Origin of the sequence: Denitrovibrio acetiphilus DSM 12809 (genome assembly GCF_000025725.1) — a bacterium.
Classification (GTDB): domain Bacteria; phylum Chrysiogenota; class Deferribacteres; order Deferribacterales; family Geovibrionaceae; genus Denitrovibrio; species Denitrovibrio acetiphilus.
Map to the genome: position 1 here is coordinate 440,411 of NC_013943.1, position 17,800 is coordinate 458,210.

At 43.3% G+C, this 17,800-nt stretch carries 15 protein-coding genes; 5 read left to right on the forward strand and 10 right to left on the reverse strand.

All coding sequences use genetic code 11. The annotated features are described in order from the left end of the window. Positions 1–59: 59 nt before the first annotated feature. The 9 genes from DACET_RS02180 to rpe form a co-directional block, all read right to left on the reverse strand. Positions 60–1,637, reverse strand: a complete 1,578-nt coding sequence (locus tag DACET_RS02180; protein WP_013009775.1) for a glycoside hydrolase family 57 protein — start codon at positions 1,635–1,637, stop codon at positions 60–62. Further along, the gene (locus DACET_RS02185; RefSeq protein WP_013009776.1) at positions 1,637–2,395 is read right to left on the reverse strand and encodes a DUF4912 domain-containing protein; all 759 of its coding nucleotides are present in this window, start codon (positions 2,393–2,395) and stop codon (positions 1,637–1,639) included. Before DACET_RS02185 ends, DACET_RS02180 begins: the two co-directional genes overlap by 1 nt. Beyond that, positions 2,385–3,812 carry a glycogen synthase gene (locus DACET_RS02190; RefSeq protein ID WP_013009777.1) on the reverse strand — a complete coding sequence of 476 codons (1,428 nt, stop codon included), beginning with the start codon at positions 3,810–3,812 and terminating at the stop codon, positions 2,385–2,387. Before DACET_RS02190 ends, DACET_RS02185 begins: the two co-directional genes overlap by 11 nt. Beyond that, a complete protein-coding gene (locus DACET_RS02195) occupies positions 3,809–4,828 on the reverse strand; it encodes a galactose-1-phosphate uridylyltransferase (RefSeq protein WP_013009778.1) in 1,020 nt (339 codons plus the stop codon). The genes DACET_RS02190 and DACET_RS02195 overlap by 4 nt, the downstream gene beginning before the upstream one ends. 7 nt (positions 4,829–4,835) lie before the next feature. Then, positions 4,836–6,875, reverse strand: a complete 2,040-nt coding sequence (locus tag DACET_RS02200) for an alpha-amylase/4-alpha-glucanotransferase domain-containing protein (protein WP_013009779.1) — start codon at positions 6,873–6,875, stop codon at positions 4,836–4,838. 148 nt (positions 6,876–7,023) lie between these two features. Continuing rightward, positions 7,024–9,102: a glycoside hydrolase family 57 protein gene (locus DACET_RS02205; protein WP_013009780.1), complete on the reverse strand. Its 2,079-nt coding sequence runs from the start codon at positions 9,100–9,102 to the stop codon at positions 7,024–7,026. Between the two features lie 5 nt (positions 9,103–9,107). After that, positions 9,108–11,600, reverse strand: a complete 2,493-nt coding sequence (locus DACET_RS02210; RefSeq protein WP_013009781.1) for a sugar phosphate nucleotidyltransferase — start codon at positions 11,598–11,600, stop codon at positions 9,108–9,110. 152 nt (positions 11,601–11,752) lie between these two features. After that, on the reverse strand, positions 11,753–12,112 hold the full coding sequence (locus DACET_RS02215) for a response regulator (protein ID WP_013009782.1): 360 nt from the start codon (positions 12,110–12,112) through the stop codon (positions 11,753–11,755). A 67-nt stretch (positions 12,113–12,179) separates the two neighbouring features. Continuing rightward, positions 12,180–12,821, reverse strand: coding sequence for a ribulose-phosphate 3-epimerase (rpe, locus tag DACET_RS02220; RefSeq protein WP_013009783.1), 642 nt, complete (start codon positions 12,819–12,821; stop codon positions 12,180–12,182). Positions 12,822–13,023: 202 nt separating this feature from the next. Between rpe and mltB the strand changes: the two genes are divergently transcribed. The 5 genes from mltB to DACET_RS16190 all read left to right on the forward strand — a co-directional run bounded on the left by mltB (position 13,024) and on the right by DACET_RS16190 (position 17,606). Continuing rightward, positions 13,024–13,989: a lytic murein transglycosylase B gene (mltB, locus tag DACET_RS02225; protein WP_169304167.1), complete on the forward strand. Its 966-nt coding sequence runs from the start codon at positions 13,024–13,026 to the stop codon at positions 13,987–13,989. Between the two features lie 57 nt (positions 13,990–14,046). Continuing rightward, the gene (locus DACET_RS02230) at positions 14,047–15,660 is read left to right on the forward strand and encodes a PAS domain-containing sensor histidine kinase (protein ID WP_041229812.1); all 1,614 of its coding nucleotides are present in this window, start codon (positions 14,047–14,049) and stop codon (positions 15,658–15,660) included. A gap of 92 nt (positions 15,661–15,752) precedes the next feature. Beyond that, complete coding sequence (argB, locus tag DACET_RS02235) at positions 15,753–16,631, forward strand: acetylglutamate kinase (RefSeq protein WP_013009786.1); 879 nt, start codon at positions 15,753–15,755, stop codon at positions 16,629–16,631. After that, the gene (locus DACET_RS02240) at positions 16,628–17,242 is read left to right on the forward strand and encodes a protein-L-isoaspartate(D-aspartate) O-methyltransferase (protein ID WP_013009787.1); all 615 of its coding nucleotides are present in this window, start codon (positions 16,628–16,630) and stop codon (positions 17,240–17,242) included. The genes argB and DACET_RS02240 overlap by 4 nt, the downstream gene beginning before the upstream one ends. 208 nt (positions 17,243–17,450) lie before the next feature. Continuing rightward, positions 17,451–17,606 (forward strand): SLOG cluster 4 domain-containing protein, encoded by a 156-nt coding sequence (locus DACET_RS16190; protein ID WP_169304168.1) that lies wholly within the window; start codon positions 17,451–17,453, stop codon positions 17,604–17,606. A gap of 11 nt (positions 17,607–17,617) precedes the next feature. On the opposite strand, the gene DACET_RS16635 is transcribed toward DACET_RS16190, so the two are convergent. Then, positions 17,618–17,746, reverse strand: coding sequence for a hypothetical protein (locus DACET_RS16635; protein WP_283804961.1), 129 nt, complete (start codon positions 17,744–17,746; stop codon positions 17,618–17,620). Between the last annotated feature and the right edge of the window lie 54 nt (positions 17,747–17,800).

A 17,800-nucleotide genomic window follows, 5' to 3' on the forward strand; every position in this document is an offset into this window, starting at 1 on the left:
TAATTATTAATAGTAGTATAGTATGAAGTGCTGCATTCTTCAATAGTTCAAATAAATAATCAGCAGTAAATCCTGAAATCCATAGCAGGAAAGATGCTGTTTTTGTTTTCTAATTTCTCCAGAAAATGCCAGTCTTTAAAGCCGTCATCTATCATGTCACGCAGACGCATAAAATTATGTATGTGTTCTTTTGTGCGCTGCATTGCATAGTCAATAGCAGTTCCTGTAGTTACGAGAAATGCCCAGTCGCTACTTTGAGCGAGAAAGAGCTCTCTCGCCATCTGGTTCAGGCAGCGAACTTTAAAGTCATCTTTTGTGCTGAGGTGGAATTTCGCCATATCGACCATCTTCTCAGACATAAAGTGCAGATGGCGGTATATCCAGTCATTCCCTTTGTTCAGCCATACGTCATAATATCCTTTATCCCCCCACGAAGAAGGGTTTACAGAGACAACCTGATTGGTCGGATATTCGTTGAGATATTCCAGAGGTGTTATGGACTTTATCGTCTCTGACTTATCCATCTCTTTGAAAACGTTATAGAGGAATTCCGGTCCTTCAAACCACCAGTGTCCGTAAAGCTCTGCATCATATGGGGATACCACCACAGGTTTTCTGTCTATGAGTTCGGCGATTTCAGCGAGCTGTTTCTCGCGTTCAGCGACAAAATGTTTAGCGTGATCAACTGTTTTAGCTGAGGCTACCTTGTTATCGTAGAACTCTTTATATTCGCTGTCTCCTGTTATTCTGTGATATTTAAACCCTGTGAATACACGTTCGCCGTCTGGGCTTATGTATGGTTTTATATAATCATGATCAAGGTCATAACCTATGTCACGATAAAAATCTCTGTAGCTGACATCCCCCGGATACCCTTCTTTAGAGCTCCATACCTGTTTTGATGAGTAATAGTCACGACCGAAAGCTGCGACACCGCTCTGGGTATATACGGGGGCATAAACGCCGTATTTCGGTCTCGGTTTGGCGTAAAGCACACCGTGAGTGTCCACAAAGAAATATCTTATGCCGTATTCAGCAAGTATTTCATCAAGCCCTTCGAAATAAGCACATTCCGGCAGCCATATACCTTTTGGTGCCTGCCCGAACTTTTGCTCGTGACTTTTTACAGCCATTTCCACCTGAGCACGCACAGCGTTCTCGGTATTATTCAGGAGCGGGAGGAATCCGTGAGTAAATCCGCATGTGATTACGTCAATGTATCCTTTCTCCAGAAAGTGCCTGTAACCGGAGATAAGACTTCTGTTCAGATATCCGTAATAGAAATCCTTTATCCCCTGAAAGCGTTCTTTGTACATATGTGCAAGATGCTCAAAGCAAGTCCCTTTTGTCCTTTCGACCTCTTTGTCTGCGAGTGCAAGCATTTTGTCCATATGTTTTTCGTATCGTTCCATCAACAGCCCGTCACTCATCATCTCAGCGAGCGGCGGAGTTACAGAAACGGCAAAACGAAAATTAATCCCCTCATCCTCCATCTTTTTCATGTACTGAAGAATGGGGATATATGTTTCCGAGATAGCTTCATAGAACCAGTGTTCTTCCAGAAAATATTCATATTCCGGATGTTTTACAAAAGGGAGGTGCGAGTGGAGCACCAGCATCCAGTAGCCGTTACTCATTATTTACCACCCTGTGTTTTTAAGAGGGCTGTTGATGATATCCCCTCCTGATCGTGAAGTCTTCTGAAAAGCTCAGTGTGCAGTCTCGCACTGGAAAGAAGCTCTTCCTTATGCATATCTGATGCACCAGAAAGCTCGAATATTTTTTCTATCTTTTCTCCTACAGTCATCCATGTTTCCTTATCTATAACACTACTGATTTTGTCGCTTGGCATTTTTACTTTTTTAGAGCTTGTGATGGCGTAATAATTACCCATATTATCCAGAATGCCCAGCTCAGCCCAGAGGCTCATTTCAGGGCAATAGAGGTCGAAATACCAGTTTCCGTATTTTTTCACACGCACACTGGCAAGTTCGTCAATTTTGCTGCCGTCACTTTGATAAACTTTGAGTATAAAAACAGGTTTTGTGATGCTCAGTCTGGAGCAATATTCATCAACTGTTTTATCAGAAACTTCCCAATATACATACTCCTTTTTCGGGTTTACCGGAAGAAGAACGACTGTGTCCAGATTATATTTGTCCGGAATAGGGAATTCAGGTTTTTTAACAGGCTCGGGTGCAGGTTTTTCAGGCATGGCACTGGTTACTGTTTCAGAAGAAGAACTTGTCTGTGGTGCTTTAACAGGTGTGACAGTGTCCTCATATTTGGACAATGCGGCTAAGAGTTTATCTTTGGTCATCCTGCTTCTGTTTTTAATGTCATATTTTTTTGCCAGCTCATATAGCTCTGTTTTGGTCATTTTATTAAGGTTCATAGCTGCCTCCGAGCAATCTCCTGTATAGTTCCATATATTTTTTTGATGCAGTTTTGCAGGAGAAATCAATCTGCATCACACGCTCAATACACTCTAATAATATAGGCTTATTCTCAAAAAATGCTACTGCTCTCATTATCTGTTTCTGGACTTCATGACGGCTGTATTCGTCGATAAAAAAGCCGTATCCGCCGTCACTTATATCTTTTACTGTATCTATGTGACCGCCTGTGCGGCTGACCACAGGCAAAGCTCCGTAGCGCATCCCTTTAATATGGCTGTTCCCGCTTGGTTCGTACTGAGACGGTCGCAGTACGAAGTCAGCAGCACCATAGGCAAGGTGAGTCATCTTTTCATTGAAACCTATAAATGTGAACATATTGTTATGTCTGTTTGCAATATCTTTAAACCCTGAACACAGGTGTGATTCCCCATACCCGAAAAAGGCAAAATTAGCTTCCAGTCCGGACAAGTCTGCGGCAGACTGAGAGATAAGCTCCAGCCCTTTACGCTCGCTGAATTTTGTATCTACTAGAAAGATTGGTCTGTCTTCACCTTTCAATCCGGTCTCATTAAGGAATGCTTTTTTGTTTATCTGTTTCGCGTCAATGTTTTCCGAACAGAACATAGCAGCGAGATAATTATCATTCAGCGGGTTGTATTTGTCAAAGTCAATTCCGTCAAATATCCCTTCCAGTTTATGTGCCATATCAGCCATTAATAGACCCAGCCCCTGAGAATGTTCTTCAGTTTTTATCTCTTCGGCGTAGGTGGGGCTCGGAACTGTAACATAATCTGAGTGCACCATGCCGCCTTTCATAAGGCTTATCCCTTCGTAGTATTCCAGCTCTTCTATGTTGTAAACATTCCACGGCAATCCCAGCGCCTGTATGCTGAACTTGTTAAATATCCCCTGATAAGAGATGTCGTGTACTGTGAAGACTATTTTAGATTTTATATCTTCATAGTACAGATTGCGGTAAACGGGTATAAGACCTGTCGGCCATTCATGACAGTGTATAATGTCGGGGTTGACAGCCATTTTCCGCATGTATTCCAGTGTGGCGAGAGAGAACATACCGAACCTTATGTCGTTGTCAGAATAGTCAAAATCACCAGAGCCGTATATCTGTCTTCTGCCGTACATTTCGTCATTACGCATGAAAACATAACGCACTCCTTCCTTTATTGTTGTGTAGATATCAAAGCAGTATCTTGAACCGCCTGCTGTAACAGAAACACTCCCTTCTTCCTGGCAGCTGTTTCCGCATGTCATGACAGAGAGATACATTGGGGAAATCACAAGGACTTCAGCACCGCTTGCCGAAATACCTTTTGCAAGTCCTGCAACGGCATCACCCAGTATCCCTGTTCTGGAGAAGGGGGTTACCTCGCTTGTTATGATAGCTACTTTCACTTCCCGGTACCTCTGAGATACTGCGCTGCACTTTCCGGTGCAACAGGGTTAATATAGAATCCTGTCCCTGACTCGAATCCGGCAACTCCGGACAGTCTCGGTGTAATTTCTATGTGCCAGTGGAAATCTTCTTTTATGCTTGCCCAGTAGCCTGGCTGTGACGGTCTTTTAACCACCGGTGGTGAAGTATGAACCACCATATTAAAAGGAGGATCCTCCAGGCAGTTGTAAAGCCTGCTGAAAACTTCTCTGGTTATGTCAGCCAGACCGGACATTTCGCCTTCATCTGTCTCTGCAAAGCAATGATTATGTCGTTTCGGAAATATATTTATTTCAAAAGGGAGAGCAGATGCATACGGGCAGAGCGCAACAAAGTCCTGATTTTCGTATATAATGCGTTTATTCTCGTTCTTTTCCTGATCCAGTATGTCGCAGAAGAGGCATCTCTCTTTTGTCTGAAAGTGTTTCAGAGCAGCAGAGAGTTTTGTCTTTACGACATTAGGTGTGACAGGCAGAGCTATTATCTGCGAATGGGGGTGCTCTATGGCAGCTCCTGCAAGCAGTCCGTAGTTTTTGAACGGCATAATATAGCGGAACCGCGTATCCTTTTTCAGATCCAGCATACGTTCTTTGAACGTAACGAAAAGGTTGAAAAGAATCTGTTCCGTATAGCTGCCCGGGTTTATGTTGTGCTTTGGTGTTTCTATAACAACTTCGTGCGCACCCACAGCGTTGACAGCGTCATATATGCCGTGTCCTGTTCTTTTCAGGTCACCCTCAATTCGGAAAGCTGGATATCTGTTCGGCACAACACGGGTAAGCCATTCACTGTCTTTTTTTAGTGAAAATATTTCATTTCCGGCTTTTTCTTCATTTCCTCTGCAAAACGGGCACACGGATATTTCATCTTTTCTGAATTCCAGACGTTTAACGAGGAAATCATCCGGTTTTCTGCTTCGGTCTGTTGCAATTACAGACCAGATTTGTTTTACAGGGTCGTACCTAAGTTCAGACATTTTTCACCTATAACAGTTCTATGCTGCCCTTTATGTTGATCCCGCCGTTCATTTCGAAAGGGACGAGGATGCATATACCCTGATCGGTAAGGTCAGCACCGCTCTCTGACTGGGAGAGGGTTTTGGTCGTGTATGCGAACATCTCCACAGAGCTGTTAAAATTGATTTTAACACATTTTGGAGTATTTGTGTCTTTTAATGTGAATTTTTCGGATTTTCCGAAACTGCCTTCTGAGACCGGTATTTCGTTTATTGTAGCTTCTGACATGTTGTTCAGATGAAAGTTCAGCTCCATGACGTAACATATGTCCAGCTTGTTTTTTATATCAATCTCAAAATTAAGTGAGTTTTTGACAGGTTTGAAAGCTTTTCTAATGTTTATACTGTGTTTTACGCCGTTTTTATATATACCGCCGTCACGGGTGAATGCTACGGATGTTTTTTCTGTTTTCATATCAGCAGGCTGGTTGGCAAAGTCACCCATTTCAGTGAATGTCACTTTTTCAAAGGCTTCTAAGTCAAATTCTGCTACAAAATGGTCAATAAAGCTGTTTTTGTTATGCCAGTCAAACACCAGATGTTTTCTGTATTCTTCATCAACTTTAGCTTTACCGTCATGGATATTTGCTATCGCTTCATCATTTGTTTCGATATTTTCGGATTCCTCCGGGGCTGCAAAAAGTTTTTCGTGATATGCCTCTTTTCTGCGTGCCAGTGTGTTCAGAAAGTTAAAGAGATTATCTTTATCTTCCAGTGATGTAAGCTGCCCGCAATCCCTTGACACAAACATGTAATTCGTTGATTGGGTTCTTATATACGCTTCGTCATATCCGTCGTAGTCAAAGTCGCCGGTTTCCACCGATGGAAACTTCATGCCTGAAACTTCCTCCAGCCGTTTTTCGGCCTCTATGATAAAACGGTATGCGTTATTTCTGAGATTAGGAAGGTATAGTCCGCCAAATATCCCATGCCAGAGTACATCGTTGCACTGAGCCTTATAAAGAGCGTCCAGAAGCTGCAGGTCGCCTGATTCGTTAGCTTTTTTGCTCAGTGACACAGTTCTTTTGTGTATGCGGTTGGATTCAGGGTATTTTACGAGAAAGTTTTTCCAGATCCCCCCTTTGACAAATACTTTAGTGGTGTCGTCTTCATGGGTTTTCTCTAACTCTCGTATGACGTTTTCCATCTGTAGGGTTCTTTCGGAAAAGAGTGACCATTCCCCCATTTCAAAGTATGAGACAGTGGGCAGGTAAGTTATCTGAGCTGGTTTCTGCTCTTTTACAGTGTCTTTGAAGAGGGCAAACTCAGAGTGTCCGGATTCGGTCACGGCGTCTATAAAGTCCGACAGCCAGCCTTTTTCATAAACCCATTCGTGAGTTTCCGGCCAGAGTCCGAATTTCTCCCCATCGTCAAAGATAGTTATGGATTTCCCACCGGCTTCCTGCACACTCCTGAGATAGTCCGCAACTTCATCTGCCGGTTTGAACGGTGTAAGGTATCTCAGCTTTTCACTTATGGGGAATATCAGCATTTCGTGCCCGTCCTGCTCAGTTTTGAAGTGTGTGTGGAGCATAGACTCATAAAAACCTGCGGCTATGAAATGGTAGTCGTCAACTATCACATATTCTATCCCTACTTCTGCACAGTCAGGGATTATGGAGCTGTCCCATACCCGCTCGGTTAGCCAGAGTCCCTTTGGGCTGACCTTAAAGTTATCTTCTATGAAACCATTCAGTTTTCTGATCTGCTCCCGTCTGTCTTTCGAAGGGATAGAGGCGAGGACAGGTTCGTAGTATCCGCCGGAGAAAAATTCTGCCTGATCGCTGTCTGTCGCCTGTTTCATCATGCTGAAAAGCTTGCTGTGGTTGTTTTTTATATATTCAAGGAGCCATCCGCTGTAGTGAACGCTGAACCTGAAGTCCGGCTTGGTGAGTGCAACCTCGAAATAGGGGAGGTAGCTCTTTTCTACTGCATAGTCAACAACGTGATAAAAATTTTCTACTGGCTGATGGCAGTGTATCCCCAGATGTACAGGTAGTTTTTTCATTTATTATTTCTCCAGTGTCACAACTTTAATAAGTAATCTCTTGCCATTACGAACGGAGTGAAGCAGTTTTTCCAGTTAAATCAGTATTTCTGACTTTCACAGGGTTACTTCGTAAATTAGTGTGCCCTGTAATTATTTTTGCTCCGGTTTAAGCTATCCAGTCCTTTTCGAAGTCTATGCTGAAGTCTATCTGAACCGTGTTATAGAGTGGTGCGACCTCAACCACCGTCCGTCCTTTTTTCAGGCGGAAGATGATATCGGCTTTGTCAGGCTTATCTCCAAGTTCGTTCAGAGGGATCAGAGCCTCGAATACATCTCTCGCACAGCAGTTTTCTTCGCAGTCTTTCAATATGAAGCTGAAAGTGCGTGTAGTATCTGTGGTTATCTCCATTTCAAGCTCGTAATCCATATTTATTACACGATTAAAAGTTCCGTCTATGCGGAGATATAGGTTCTTTTTGTCAAACCCGAAGTAGAGCAGCCCTAAAGTGTTGCCGGATGCTGTCATAGCCCCTGCATCAAATTTCAGGTCAAATTTCCCTGCACCGATCCACTCGTAAAAGCTTGTAATGCGCCCGTCAATAGTTGGGGTGAAGAGGGTGGCTGGCTTTTTCAGCATCCCTGTTCTGTGGCTTTTTTTAATTGCTCTTGTTACGTCTGTGGGTACTTTTTCCCCCATAAGCTCGTATATGTTTGCAATATGCCCTCTGAACAGTTTGTCAAAAGTGTCTGACTGAAGGCTGAAGTGGTCATCGCCGTACCACCAGAACCAGTCAGAACCTTCTGCTATGAAAAGTTCCTTTCTGATCTGCTCTGTGTTTTCCAGTGTATCCTTTTTGGTCTGAAAGCGTTTATGTGCATCTGCAAGGAGCCTCCACGCTTCATTCTTTTCGTCGTGCCCCATCCATGTAGTGAAGTTAGCATATATCCATGAGCCTGCACGTATCTTTGCCGGGCGGTGCTCGGGAGTGTCGCTTTCACAAGCTTCGCTCATGGTGAGGGTTTCTATCCAGTTACACGCCTCCAGCCTGCTGTAGAGCAGAGTGAAAAACTTATAAGCATTTTCTGGATAAAATTCCCATGCGTTTTCGCCATCCAGTATTACTGGCACTATTGGTGAAAAATCGCATGAATCGAATATCTCTGACATCTTTTCCATGAAATCATCAACAGCCCTTTCAGCGTCCCATCCGGAATATGTGAATCCCATGAGATCGGAAAGTTCTTTATCGCGAAAGAATATATGGATATCTCCAGATGATGAAGGGAAAATATGTTTTTTGTATAAGGTTTTGCGGTTGTCTTCATTCCGCAGGTCTGCCCCGATGGAACTTGCCAGAACATCTTCGTCGCTGGCTATCCACTTTATGCCGTTCTGTGCAAACAGCGCTGCTGCCTTTTCGCTTATGCTCCCTTCTGCGGGCCACATCCCGTTTGGCTTTTGCCCAAACTCACTTTCGTAATAGCTAATGGCACTTCTGACATGCTGTTCAGCGTCGGCAGAAAAGTCAGTATTGATGCTCGCCATACTTATCTGGGGGAGTGCTTCTTTTGCACTTTTAGGCTCCAGAAGAATAGGCAGTATCGGGTGATAGAAAGGCGTTGCAGAAACTTCTATCTTCCCCTGATGCTGAAGCTCTCTGTAAAGGGGGACAATGTCTGATATGAAATCCGCAAGTGCTTCCAGAAGCTCTGTTTTGTCACTGTGAGAGAAATGCCTTCCTTTCTTGATAAGGGTCTGGACAATTTCCAGTTTTTCCCGTGTGAAAACACCGCACCAGCTTATCAGATAGAGCACCTGCATGTCAGTTAACTCTTCATCGGAGTAGTTAAGTTCTGCTGTGCGGAAGATATCTGTGTCACCCTTTCTATCGTAGAGTTCTTTATATCTGCGCAGCGGTGTGACCATATTTTTATAGTTTGCCATAAAGAGCTGCGGAACCAGAACTTCTTTCTCTTCGCGGGTAAGAATAGCGGTTTCCTTCTGTATAAGCTGTAAAAATGTGTCTGCCACATCAGTTTTTTCATAATCCTTCAGCTGGACAAGGAGCGACGGTACAAGGTTGTATGTGCCCTTTATGTTATGGACACTGTGGTAGTAAGGCAGCTCATAATAGTCCTTCAGCCCATGGAGATATACCCACGGCATATGATATGAGCCGTCGAGATCGTCTTTGTAATATGGCTGGTGCATATGCCATAAAAAGCAGAGCCTCAGCTTTTTCATATTTGCTACTCCTGCAGCCAGTTGTTGATCTTGTCCTTATACTCAGTATGTATCTGTTTGTAGTCTTTTTCAGTGGCTGCTTCCACGTACAGGTGGATATTTGCTGTGTACTGGTCGGGAACCATATGCACCCAGCCTTTGTTTTTGAATATTATCTTTATACCATCAAGGAATGACGCCTCTTTGTCCATGGCGTCTTCGCTCATCTTGCGCATAAGAAAGCCTTTTGCCTCCAGAGGGCAGTTGATGACAGTGTGGCTGTAATGGTAATCGGGGATGGTTTTCAGCACATCGCTCAGTTCAACGTTTTGTCTGGCGAGCATTTCGAGTATTTTTATAGAGCTGTACATGGCGTCAGCGTTAGAGCTGTTCTCCATGAAAGTATAGTTCCTTGTCATCTCTCCGGTGAAATAGAAATTACGGAGATAGTCGGCTTTTATACCTGTCAGCTTCCCCCGCACTATGTCGATATTCATTAGCTGGTCGTCCAGCACAGTCGGAGCATATGCCGGCAGATAGACCTTAACTTTTGATTTGACTGTGATGTCTATCAGCTTGAGGATTAGCATCAGAGCCATATCCTCTTTCATGATCTCGCCTGATTCTGTGATTATGCCGAGGCGTTCACCGTGGGGATATATGACAAATCCAAGTTTTGATTCAGTTACTTTTACGATTTCGCTGACTTCGTTAAATGAATGCTCAATCTGGTGCATCGTACGTGAAAGTTTCTTCTCGTCACGATAGGCATTCAGCACAACAGCATCCACACCGATCTTGTTCAGAAGCTCCGGATAAACGGCGTCTGTAGTTCCGTTGAGAAGGTCGACAACTATTTTTGATCTACGTGCTTTTATTAGGGGTATATCGATATTTTTCAGCACACCCTCTTTGTAAAACTCCCCGACCATGAGCTGGTCGTATATTTCGCCTATGTCGTCGTGGGTTGCTCTGCGGAAATTTTCACGGAAGAATATGCGTTCAACATTCTTTTCAAGACCTGCATCGATGGGCATCCCTGTTTCGTTGTAGAAAAGTATTTCTGTATTGGTGGGGTCAGTCTGGCACTGACGGAGATAAACGCCGGCAACTTCACCAAACATGCTGAGTTTATGTCTCATAACAGGCAAAGGTGTCATGTGGAGTTCTGTAACATTTACACCTGTGGAGAGCAAACCTCCGAGAAAGCATCTTTTGAGCATTCTGGAAGCCTTGTCATAATCTCTGGACATCAGAACACGGCATCCTGCCGGAAGCTGACTGCCGAGCGCAGCGCCGAGCTTCGCCGCCAGATCAGGGGAAAGCTCTACGTTTGTTCTGGCGGAGACTTTACCGCCTTCGAAGATGGATTTTTTCCACTTGTCACCCCATATAAGGTTTGAGCTGACAATGGAGCCTTCTTCTATCTGCTTCTCAGGCCAGACCATAATATCCTTTTCAAAGATAACCTGCTGTCCGACATCTGTTGATTCTGCTATGATAACCCCGTGTTCGGCTTTAACGCCGCTGCCTATTTTGACATTGTTGCAAAGGACAGTGTTGACGAGATCACAGCTTTTGCCAATTATAACTTCTTTCCAGAGGATAGAGTTTTCCACTGTTGATTTTTCGCCGATGGAACACCCTCCGGAGAGTACAGAATTTTTTATTGTTACATCTTTTTCTATTACACAGCCGTCACCCAGAACAACAAGACCTTCTATTTTAGCGGTTTTGTGTATCTTTACATCTTTCCCTTTGTAAACTGTTCCTTCAGAAAGTTTTTCCTGAATTCCTTCAAGGGGGAGTGTGACGTCTTCATTAAGTATGTCGAGTAGTGCTGCCCTGTATGAGTCAGGATTACCGACGTCTCTCCAGTAGCCTTTTGCATTATAGCCGAAGAGGTCTATGCCGCTCGCCATAAGCTTAGGAAATAGGTCTTTTGAAAAGTCAAAATTGCTGTCTTCGGGGATATATTCGAGTATTTCCGGCTCAAAGACATAAATTCCTGTATTTATAGTATCGCTGAAGACTTCTCCCCAGCCTGGTTTCTCGAGGAACCTGATAATTTTGCTTTCTTTATCTGTGATAACCACGCCAAACTGGAGCGGGTCGGGTACAGATGTCAGAGTTATCGTTGCCTTAGAATTTTTAACATCGTGAAATCCGAGTATCTCCTGAAAAGAGAAGTCGGATATAAGGTCTCCTGAAACTATTATGAAGCGTTCATCAAGGTATTTCTGGGCTTTTTTTACTGCTCCTGCTGTCCCATAGTCGTCATCCGGCAGTACATAGTGTATTTTGATCCCTTTGCTGCTGCCGTCGCCGAAGTAGTTTTTGATGACTTCCGGCTTGAAGTAAAGCAGAATAACTATCTCCACTATTCCTGCTTCTTTCAGAGCGTCAATTATATACTCCATCATAGGTTTGTTCATAACCGGTATCATGGGCTTGGGCATGCTGGATGTGAGCGGCTGGATCCTTGTTCCGAAGCCGCCAGCCATAACGACTGCTTTCATAAACTATTACTCCCTATCAATTAAATGTCATATTTTTATTAAATGGTTTTTTAGACAAAAATACATCTGCACAGGTTACCCCGTCAGATGCATTTTTGTCGTCTTAATTTTAATACAGTTCATAGCCTGTTCATAGTTATGAGCTGATATTTTCAATTTTTGGCGAGAACTTTATTTATCTCTTCTGTAAGAGTTTCTATATCCTGAGTTTTTACCCAGTAGCCGTCTGCCAGCCATGTTGAAAAATCATCCTGATATGCACTGTATGCAGTGGCAAGGACAACCTTTGCCTTTTTATCCTTTCCTGAGATGCTTTGCAGGATATCGATACCGCTTTCGCCTTTAAGTTTGATATCAAGCAGCACAAGGTCAATCTTGTTCTTTTCGAGCTGCTCAAAGCACTCTTTTGAGTTTGAAGCTTCGTGGATATTGAATCCCTGATCTTCAAGCTCTGAACGATAAAGGAGCCTTATGTCCGGTTCGTCGTCTACGACCAGTATGTTAACAGCCATTTTATTATTACCTCCGCCTGATATATAGAATATACCATATGCCGTGAACGTTGTAATGCAAGTCGATCTAAATTTTAAGAGAATTTATAGCTTTTTTATAATCGTCACATCCGAAAACATAGCTGCCGGCAACTACACATGAGCATCCGGCATTTTTCAAATCGTTGATATTCTGATTATTTACGCCGCCATCAACCTGTATGATCAGCTCCGGATTGAGTTCTTCTGTCATTTTCTTCAGGCGTGATATTTTATCGTATATTGTCGGGATGAATTTCTGACCGCCAAACCCGGGGTTGACTGACATAATGAGTACCATGTCGACGTAGGGGAGAATCTCCCGTACTGTTTCGAGGGATGTTGCCGGGTTCAGTGAGACTCCTGCTTTCTTGCCGTATTCTTTTATTAAAGATACTGTTCTGTGCAGGTGAGTGCATGCCTCTTCGTGAACAGTGATAAAATCGCATCCGGCATCTGCGAAGTCTTTTATGTATCTGTCTGGTGCCTCTATCATAAGGTGAGCATCGAACGTTTTCTCTGTGCATTTGCGGAGAGACTTGATCACCGGAGCTCCGAATGTAATGTTGGGTACAAACATACCGTCCATAATGTCGAGATGTATCCAGTCTGCCCCCCCTTCGTCTATTGCCTTTATTTCGCTGGCTAATATAGAAAAATCTGCGCTTAAAACTGATGGTGCTACTATCATTATAAATCCTCTGAAAAAATTTAGTTATTTCATTGCTAATAACGCCGTATCAGCTTACATTATGTCTAGTGCAGAATACGGCTTAATTACCGCTGGATGATTTTTTTGCGGTTTGTTTACAACGGTCGCGTCTTTCATGTTGTAAAGATACGACTTGTCTGTGATTATACTTTAAATGATTAAAAAAGACCAGAAACATCTTATGAATAAATTTTTACTGACCCTTGTGCTGATTTGTTTCTCTGTGACCGGTTTTGCTGCAAAGCTGACACCGGAGCTGGAAAGCTTTGCCCATCGTGTGGCAGTTAATGGACGTATCAGCGAAAAGGCTGTTCTCGGCTGGCTGAAGCGTGTTAAGCGTACGGACGAGTGTATCGATCTTATGGACAGACAGGCGGAGTCTAAAGAGTGGAAGGACTATAAGCCTCATTTTATTTATGACAGAAAGATAAACAGAGGCGTGTATTTCAAAGGGCGTTATCCTAAAACTCTCGCAAAGGCTAAACGCATATACGGTGTTGACCCTAACATTGTGGTTGCCATTCTCGGTGTAGAGACAGATTACGGCAGTTATGCTCTGAGGCACAGGGCTATGGATGCTCTTTACACTCTTGCTTTCTTCTATCCCAGACGCGCAGACTATTTTAAGAGAGAGCTGGAAGCACTGATGATCTATTCATATAGGAATAAACTCGACCCGTTTAATCTCAAAAGCTCATATGCCGGTGCAGTTGGTATGCCTCAGTTTATGCCTACTAATATCATGAAATACGGCGTAGAGTTTTCTGGTGACGGACGCATTAATATATTCAAATCAGGGGCAGATTCCATAGGCAGTATTGCTAATTATCTGCATGGGCACGGCTGGAAAGAAGGCGAGCCTCTTGCAGTGAAGGTATATACAAAAGGCACAAAGTGGCAGAAATATCTTAATCAGGGGATAACACCGAAATACACTGTGGCTGAGATGCAGCGTAGCGGACTTACCCCTTCCATGAACGTAAATCCGAAGCTGAAAGGTTCTCTTGTGGAAGTTCTTGGCGACGACGGACCGGAATTTTGGATTGTGTTCAATAATTTTTATGTGGTGACAAGATATAACCCAAGCGTTAAATATGCCCTGGCTGTGACCATACTCGGAAAGCATATTGAGATAAAAACCAGATAATCTGGTTCTGCAATCGTATCATTTTCTTTGTGATATTATTAGAGACGGGGTGACTTGTTGCGCATTAAAAGCCTGTTTACTGTAAAGACCACAAGCGATTTGCTTATTTCTGAATTCAATGCAAACAATAATGATTTTTCGTGGAATCCAAAAGGAGAACACCTCAAGGATATCCTGCATCCTGACTACAAAAAAGAAGTTTGTCGAATGCTGACAGCATTAGGGAATGGTGAGAGTATCTCTTTTCATGTCATAGCCGGCAGAGTTAAGGGGAGATATCTATTCCTGCTTGGCAGAGCAATAAGGAAAGACGGGGCTTTTAATATTTATTTCCGTAAACACGGCGACCTCAGTTCAGACTGTTTCAGCGGAAATGATACTGTCATTAAAGAAGCTGCGGACAGACTGTTGGGGATTTTTTACAGATCGGATAAATTCGGCAATTTCATATACTTCACAGAAAACAGCATAGACCTTTTGGGGTATACTCCGGAGGAGCTTGTTGGCGGAAGCCTCCGCAGCCAGTTTTTTTTGAGTGAAGATAAATATGACAGACTCAAAAATAAAGTTATCGAACAAGGCTGCCTGAAAGGTGCAGAGATTTCTCTGAAACATAAGAATGGTCAGATAATATGGCTCAAAGTTGATAACATCGCATTTTATGATGAGAACGGCGTATACACCGGAACTGCCGGATACGTTCAAGATATTACACAATATAGAAATACTGAAGAGGAACTGCGACATACCAGACATCTTCTTGAGCTGAAACAGAAAGAGCTTGACTCAGTTAATATCAGTATGAAGTACAGGGTTCAGTCTCAGGTTAAAAAAGGTCGGAAAGAGGAAGAGGCTATTCTCTATCACTCCCGTCTGGCAGAGATGGGGGAGATGGTCTCCAGTATCGCTCACCAATGGCGTCAGCCGCTCAGTGCATTAACGTTCATTATCGAAGACATCCGTGATGCTTATCATTTTGGCGAGTTAGACATAAAGTATCTGGACGATGCGATAGATGAGAGCATGTCCTATGTACGTTTTATGTCTGAGACGATGGATGATTTCAGAAATTTTTTCAGACCGGAACCGGATAAAGAGCATTTTAATATGATTGAAAAACTTATTGATGTGGTAAAGATGCAGTACGGTAGGTTTGAAGTCGCCGCTGTGAATGTAAATATAGTCTGCAACATGGGGGAAGGTGAACCGGAAAATCTTCTTAATATTGAATACGGACGTGGTATCAGCTTTTTTACTAATCCTGTCGAGACAGCAACGGATATTGTTGTCTACGGATACCCGAATCTTTTTAAGCAGGTCATGATCAACGTTTTAAATAATGCTATAGATGCTGTAACAGAAGCCCGCGAGAAGGGGCTTGTCGGTGTTCTGGAGCCGGGGCTTATCAGCATTGAGGTGTGGACAAAAGCCACGAAAGCATTTGTACAGATAAACGACAACGGGGTAGGGCTGGATAGTGCTGTGATTGACAAAATATTCGAAGCTGAATATACAACGAAACCAAAAAACAAAGGTACAGGAATAGGTCTGCACATGGCGAAATCTATAGTGGAGAAAAGTCTTGGCGGTAGAATTAGGGCGAATAAGAGAGACAGAGGGGCAAGTTTTACCATCGAAGTACCTGTGGTTTCTGTCTCTATCGGAACCTGAAAGCCTTTCAAACCCGTTAATATCCTTGCAAAATTGACGATTATCTGTAATATTTTATCACTTCAATAAATATATAACACTCCGGAGGAGTTATGGAAGAGCTGATCAGGAAAGCAGACATACTGATAGAATCACTGCCGTACATCAAAGAGTTTTATGGTGAAACTATAGTCATTAAATATGGCGGACATGCGATGGTTGATGATGAGCTTAAATTCAGCTTTGCCCGTGACATAGTCATGATGAAATATATAGGTCTTAATCCGGTGATCGTGCACGGAGGCGGTCCTCAGATCGGCGAAATGCTAAAAAAACTTAATATCGAAAGTCACTTTGTCTCGGGAATGCGTGTTACGGACAAGCAGACTATGAATATTGTCGAGATGGTTCTTGCCGGCAAAGTTAATAAGGACATTGTCAGCCTTATCAACATAAACGGCGGTAAGGCTATCGGACTTTCAGGCAAGGACGGCAACCTTATCACTGCGGAAAAACTTTACCTCAAAGAGGGGGACGGTTTTGTAGTTACTCCGGAGATAATCGATCTGGGGCATGTCGGCAGTGTTAAAAAGGTTGATGTTGAGGTTCTTAACAACATAAGCAAAAACTTTATCCCTGTGATAGCGCCGGTTGGCGTGGGTGAAGATTATCAGCCGTATAACATCAATGCTGACCTCGTTGCAGGCAGTATCGCAACAGCTCTCAAGGCAAGAAAGCTGATACTTCTTACAGATGTTAAAGGTGTTCTGGACAAAGAGGGGAACCTTATCTCTACCCTCACTCCGGAGAAGATACGCATGCTGAAAAAAGACGGCACTCTTACAGGCGGTATGATACCGAAGATCGATTGCGCTCTTGACGCTGTTCAGAATGGCGTTGCTAAAGCGCATATAATTGACGGGCGTGTCTCTCATTCTGTGCTGCTGGAGATATTTACCGATTCCGGCATAGGGACACAGATCCGCCAATGAAGAATGTAAACATCCCGGAATCATACATAAAGCAGGCTGTCGGTCCTGCGTGCGAATGGGACAAGGATATAATAGACGCCTTTTTGAGCACTCCCAGACATAGGTTCCTTGACGAAGCTATGCTTAAGATGGCTTACAGAGACGATGCTCTTCCGATAGGCTACGGTCAGACTATTTCTAAACCGTCTACTGTGGCTTATATGACTAAAAAACTTGAAGTATCCGAAGAACATACTGTACTTGAGATCGGCAGCGGATCAGGGTTTCAGGCGGCGATACTCTCAAAGCTCTGTAAGACAGTATACACTGTTGAGCGGGTTCCTGAGCTGCACAGGCGTGCATATCAGATCATCAAGCGCATTCCTCTGCGCAACGTGAAAATGAAGCTGGAGCCATTTAAGCTGGGCTGGTCTGAGTTTGGTCCTTATGACAGAATTATAGCTACGGCAGAGGGTAAATCTGTGCCGGATGAGCTTGTTGCACAGCTTGCTGATGGTGGGCTTATGCTGGTTCCCGCTGACGGAAAGCTGATGCGTGTAACCAGAAATGGTAATGATATTCAGGCAAAACCTCTGGCGAATTGCAGTTTTGTGGATTTTGTTGGAGCGTAACCTAAGGTTAATTTGTTGTCACTAAGGCAAAAAACTGTGATGGTCTTATGTATTGTTGTCAAAGGATTAATTCACATTTTTAGAATACAATAGATTTCGTTAGACATAGCCTGACAACATAATTCGTTCTGAAACTATTAGTATTTAATAATTTATTCACTTCCATTTTAAATCAAATAAAGTTATATTGTAAACTGTAAAAACCATAATGGCTGCCGGATCTTCAATTTGTGATGATCTGATTTTAGAAGCTGCCCATCATGTGTGGGAGTTGGCAGCAACGAAAGGTTTTGTTGTTCTGAGAGGAGGTCTTGCCGGAGTTATGGAGCACACTTTACACGGTGCGAAGAATGCAGGTGGCTAACTATCGGGACGTTATCGCCCTGTGATAAATCCACTGCAAACAAATACTGTGATATTGTGATGCCAGCCGTATACGGGCAGGGTTGCGATACCCCTGTATCCACTGGCGGAGGGTTCAGGTTCAGCTTCTGAAATATTCATCACTTTGAAGCTTAATCGCTGGATTCTCAGCTTTTGTCCTTCTTTTGAGCACGG

Excerpts from the sequence above, each read along its gene's own strand:
- DACET_RS02180 (WP_013009775.1), bottom strand. The coding sequence starts at position 1,637 with ATGAGTAACGGCTACTGGATGCTGGTGCTCCACTCGCACCTCCCTTTT.
- DACET_RS02185 (WP_013009776.1), bottom strand. The coding sequence starts at position 2,395 with ATGAACCTTAATAAAATGACCAAAACAGAGCTATATGAGCTGGCAAAA.
- DACET_RS02195 (WP_013009778.1), bottom strand. The coding sequence starts at position 4,828 with ATGTCTGAACTTAGGTACGACCCTGTAAAACAAATCTGGTCTGTAATT.
- DACET_RS02200 (WP_013009779.1), bottom strand. The coding sequence starts at position 6,875 with ATGAAAAAACTACCTGTACATCTGGGGATACACTGCCATCAGCCAGTA.
- DACET_RS02205 (WP_013009780.1), bottom strand. The coding sequence starts at position 9,102 with ATGAAAAAGCTGAGGCTCTGCTTTTTATGGCATATGCACCAGCCATAT.
- DACET_RS02210 (WP_013009781.1), bottom strand. The coding sequence starts at position 11,600 with ATGAAAGCAGTCGTTATGGCTGGCGGCTTCGGAACAAGGATCCAGCCG.
- DACET_RS02215 (WP_013009782.1), bottom strand. The coding sequence starts at position 12,112 with ATGGCTGTTAACATACTGGTCGTAGACGACGAACCGGACATAAGGCTC.
- rpe (WP_013009783.1), bottom strand. The coding sequence starts at position 12,821 with ATGATAGTAGCACCATCAGTTTTAAGCGCAGATTTTTCTATATTAGCC.
- mltB (WP_169304167.1), top strand. The coding sequence starts at position 13,024 with ATGAATAAATTTTTACTGACCCTTGTGCTGATTTGTTTCTCTGTGACC.
- argB (WP_013009786.1), top strand. The coding sequence starts at position 15,753 with ATGGAAGAGCTGATCAGGAAAGCAGACATACTGATAGAATCACTGCCG.
- DACET_RS02240 (WP_013009787.1), top strand. The coding sequence starts at position 16,628 with ATGAAGAATGTAAACATCCCGGAATCATACATAAAGCAGGCTGTCGGT.
- DACET_RS16190 (WP_169304168.1), top strand. The coding sequence starts at position 17,451 with ATGGCTGCCGGATCTTCAATTTGTGATGATCTGATTTTAGAAGCTGCC.
- DACET_RS16635 (WP_283804961.1), bottom strand. The coding sequence starts at position 17,746 with ATGAATATTTCAGAAGCTGAACCTGAACCCTCCGCCAGTGGATACAGG.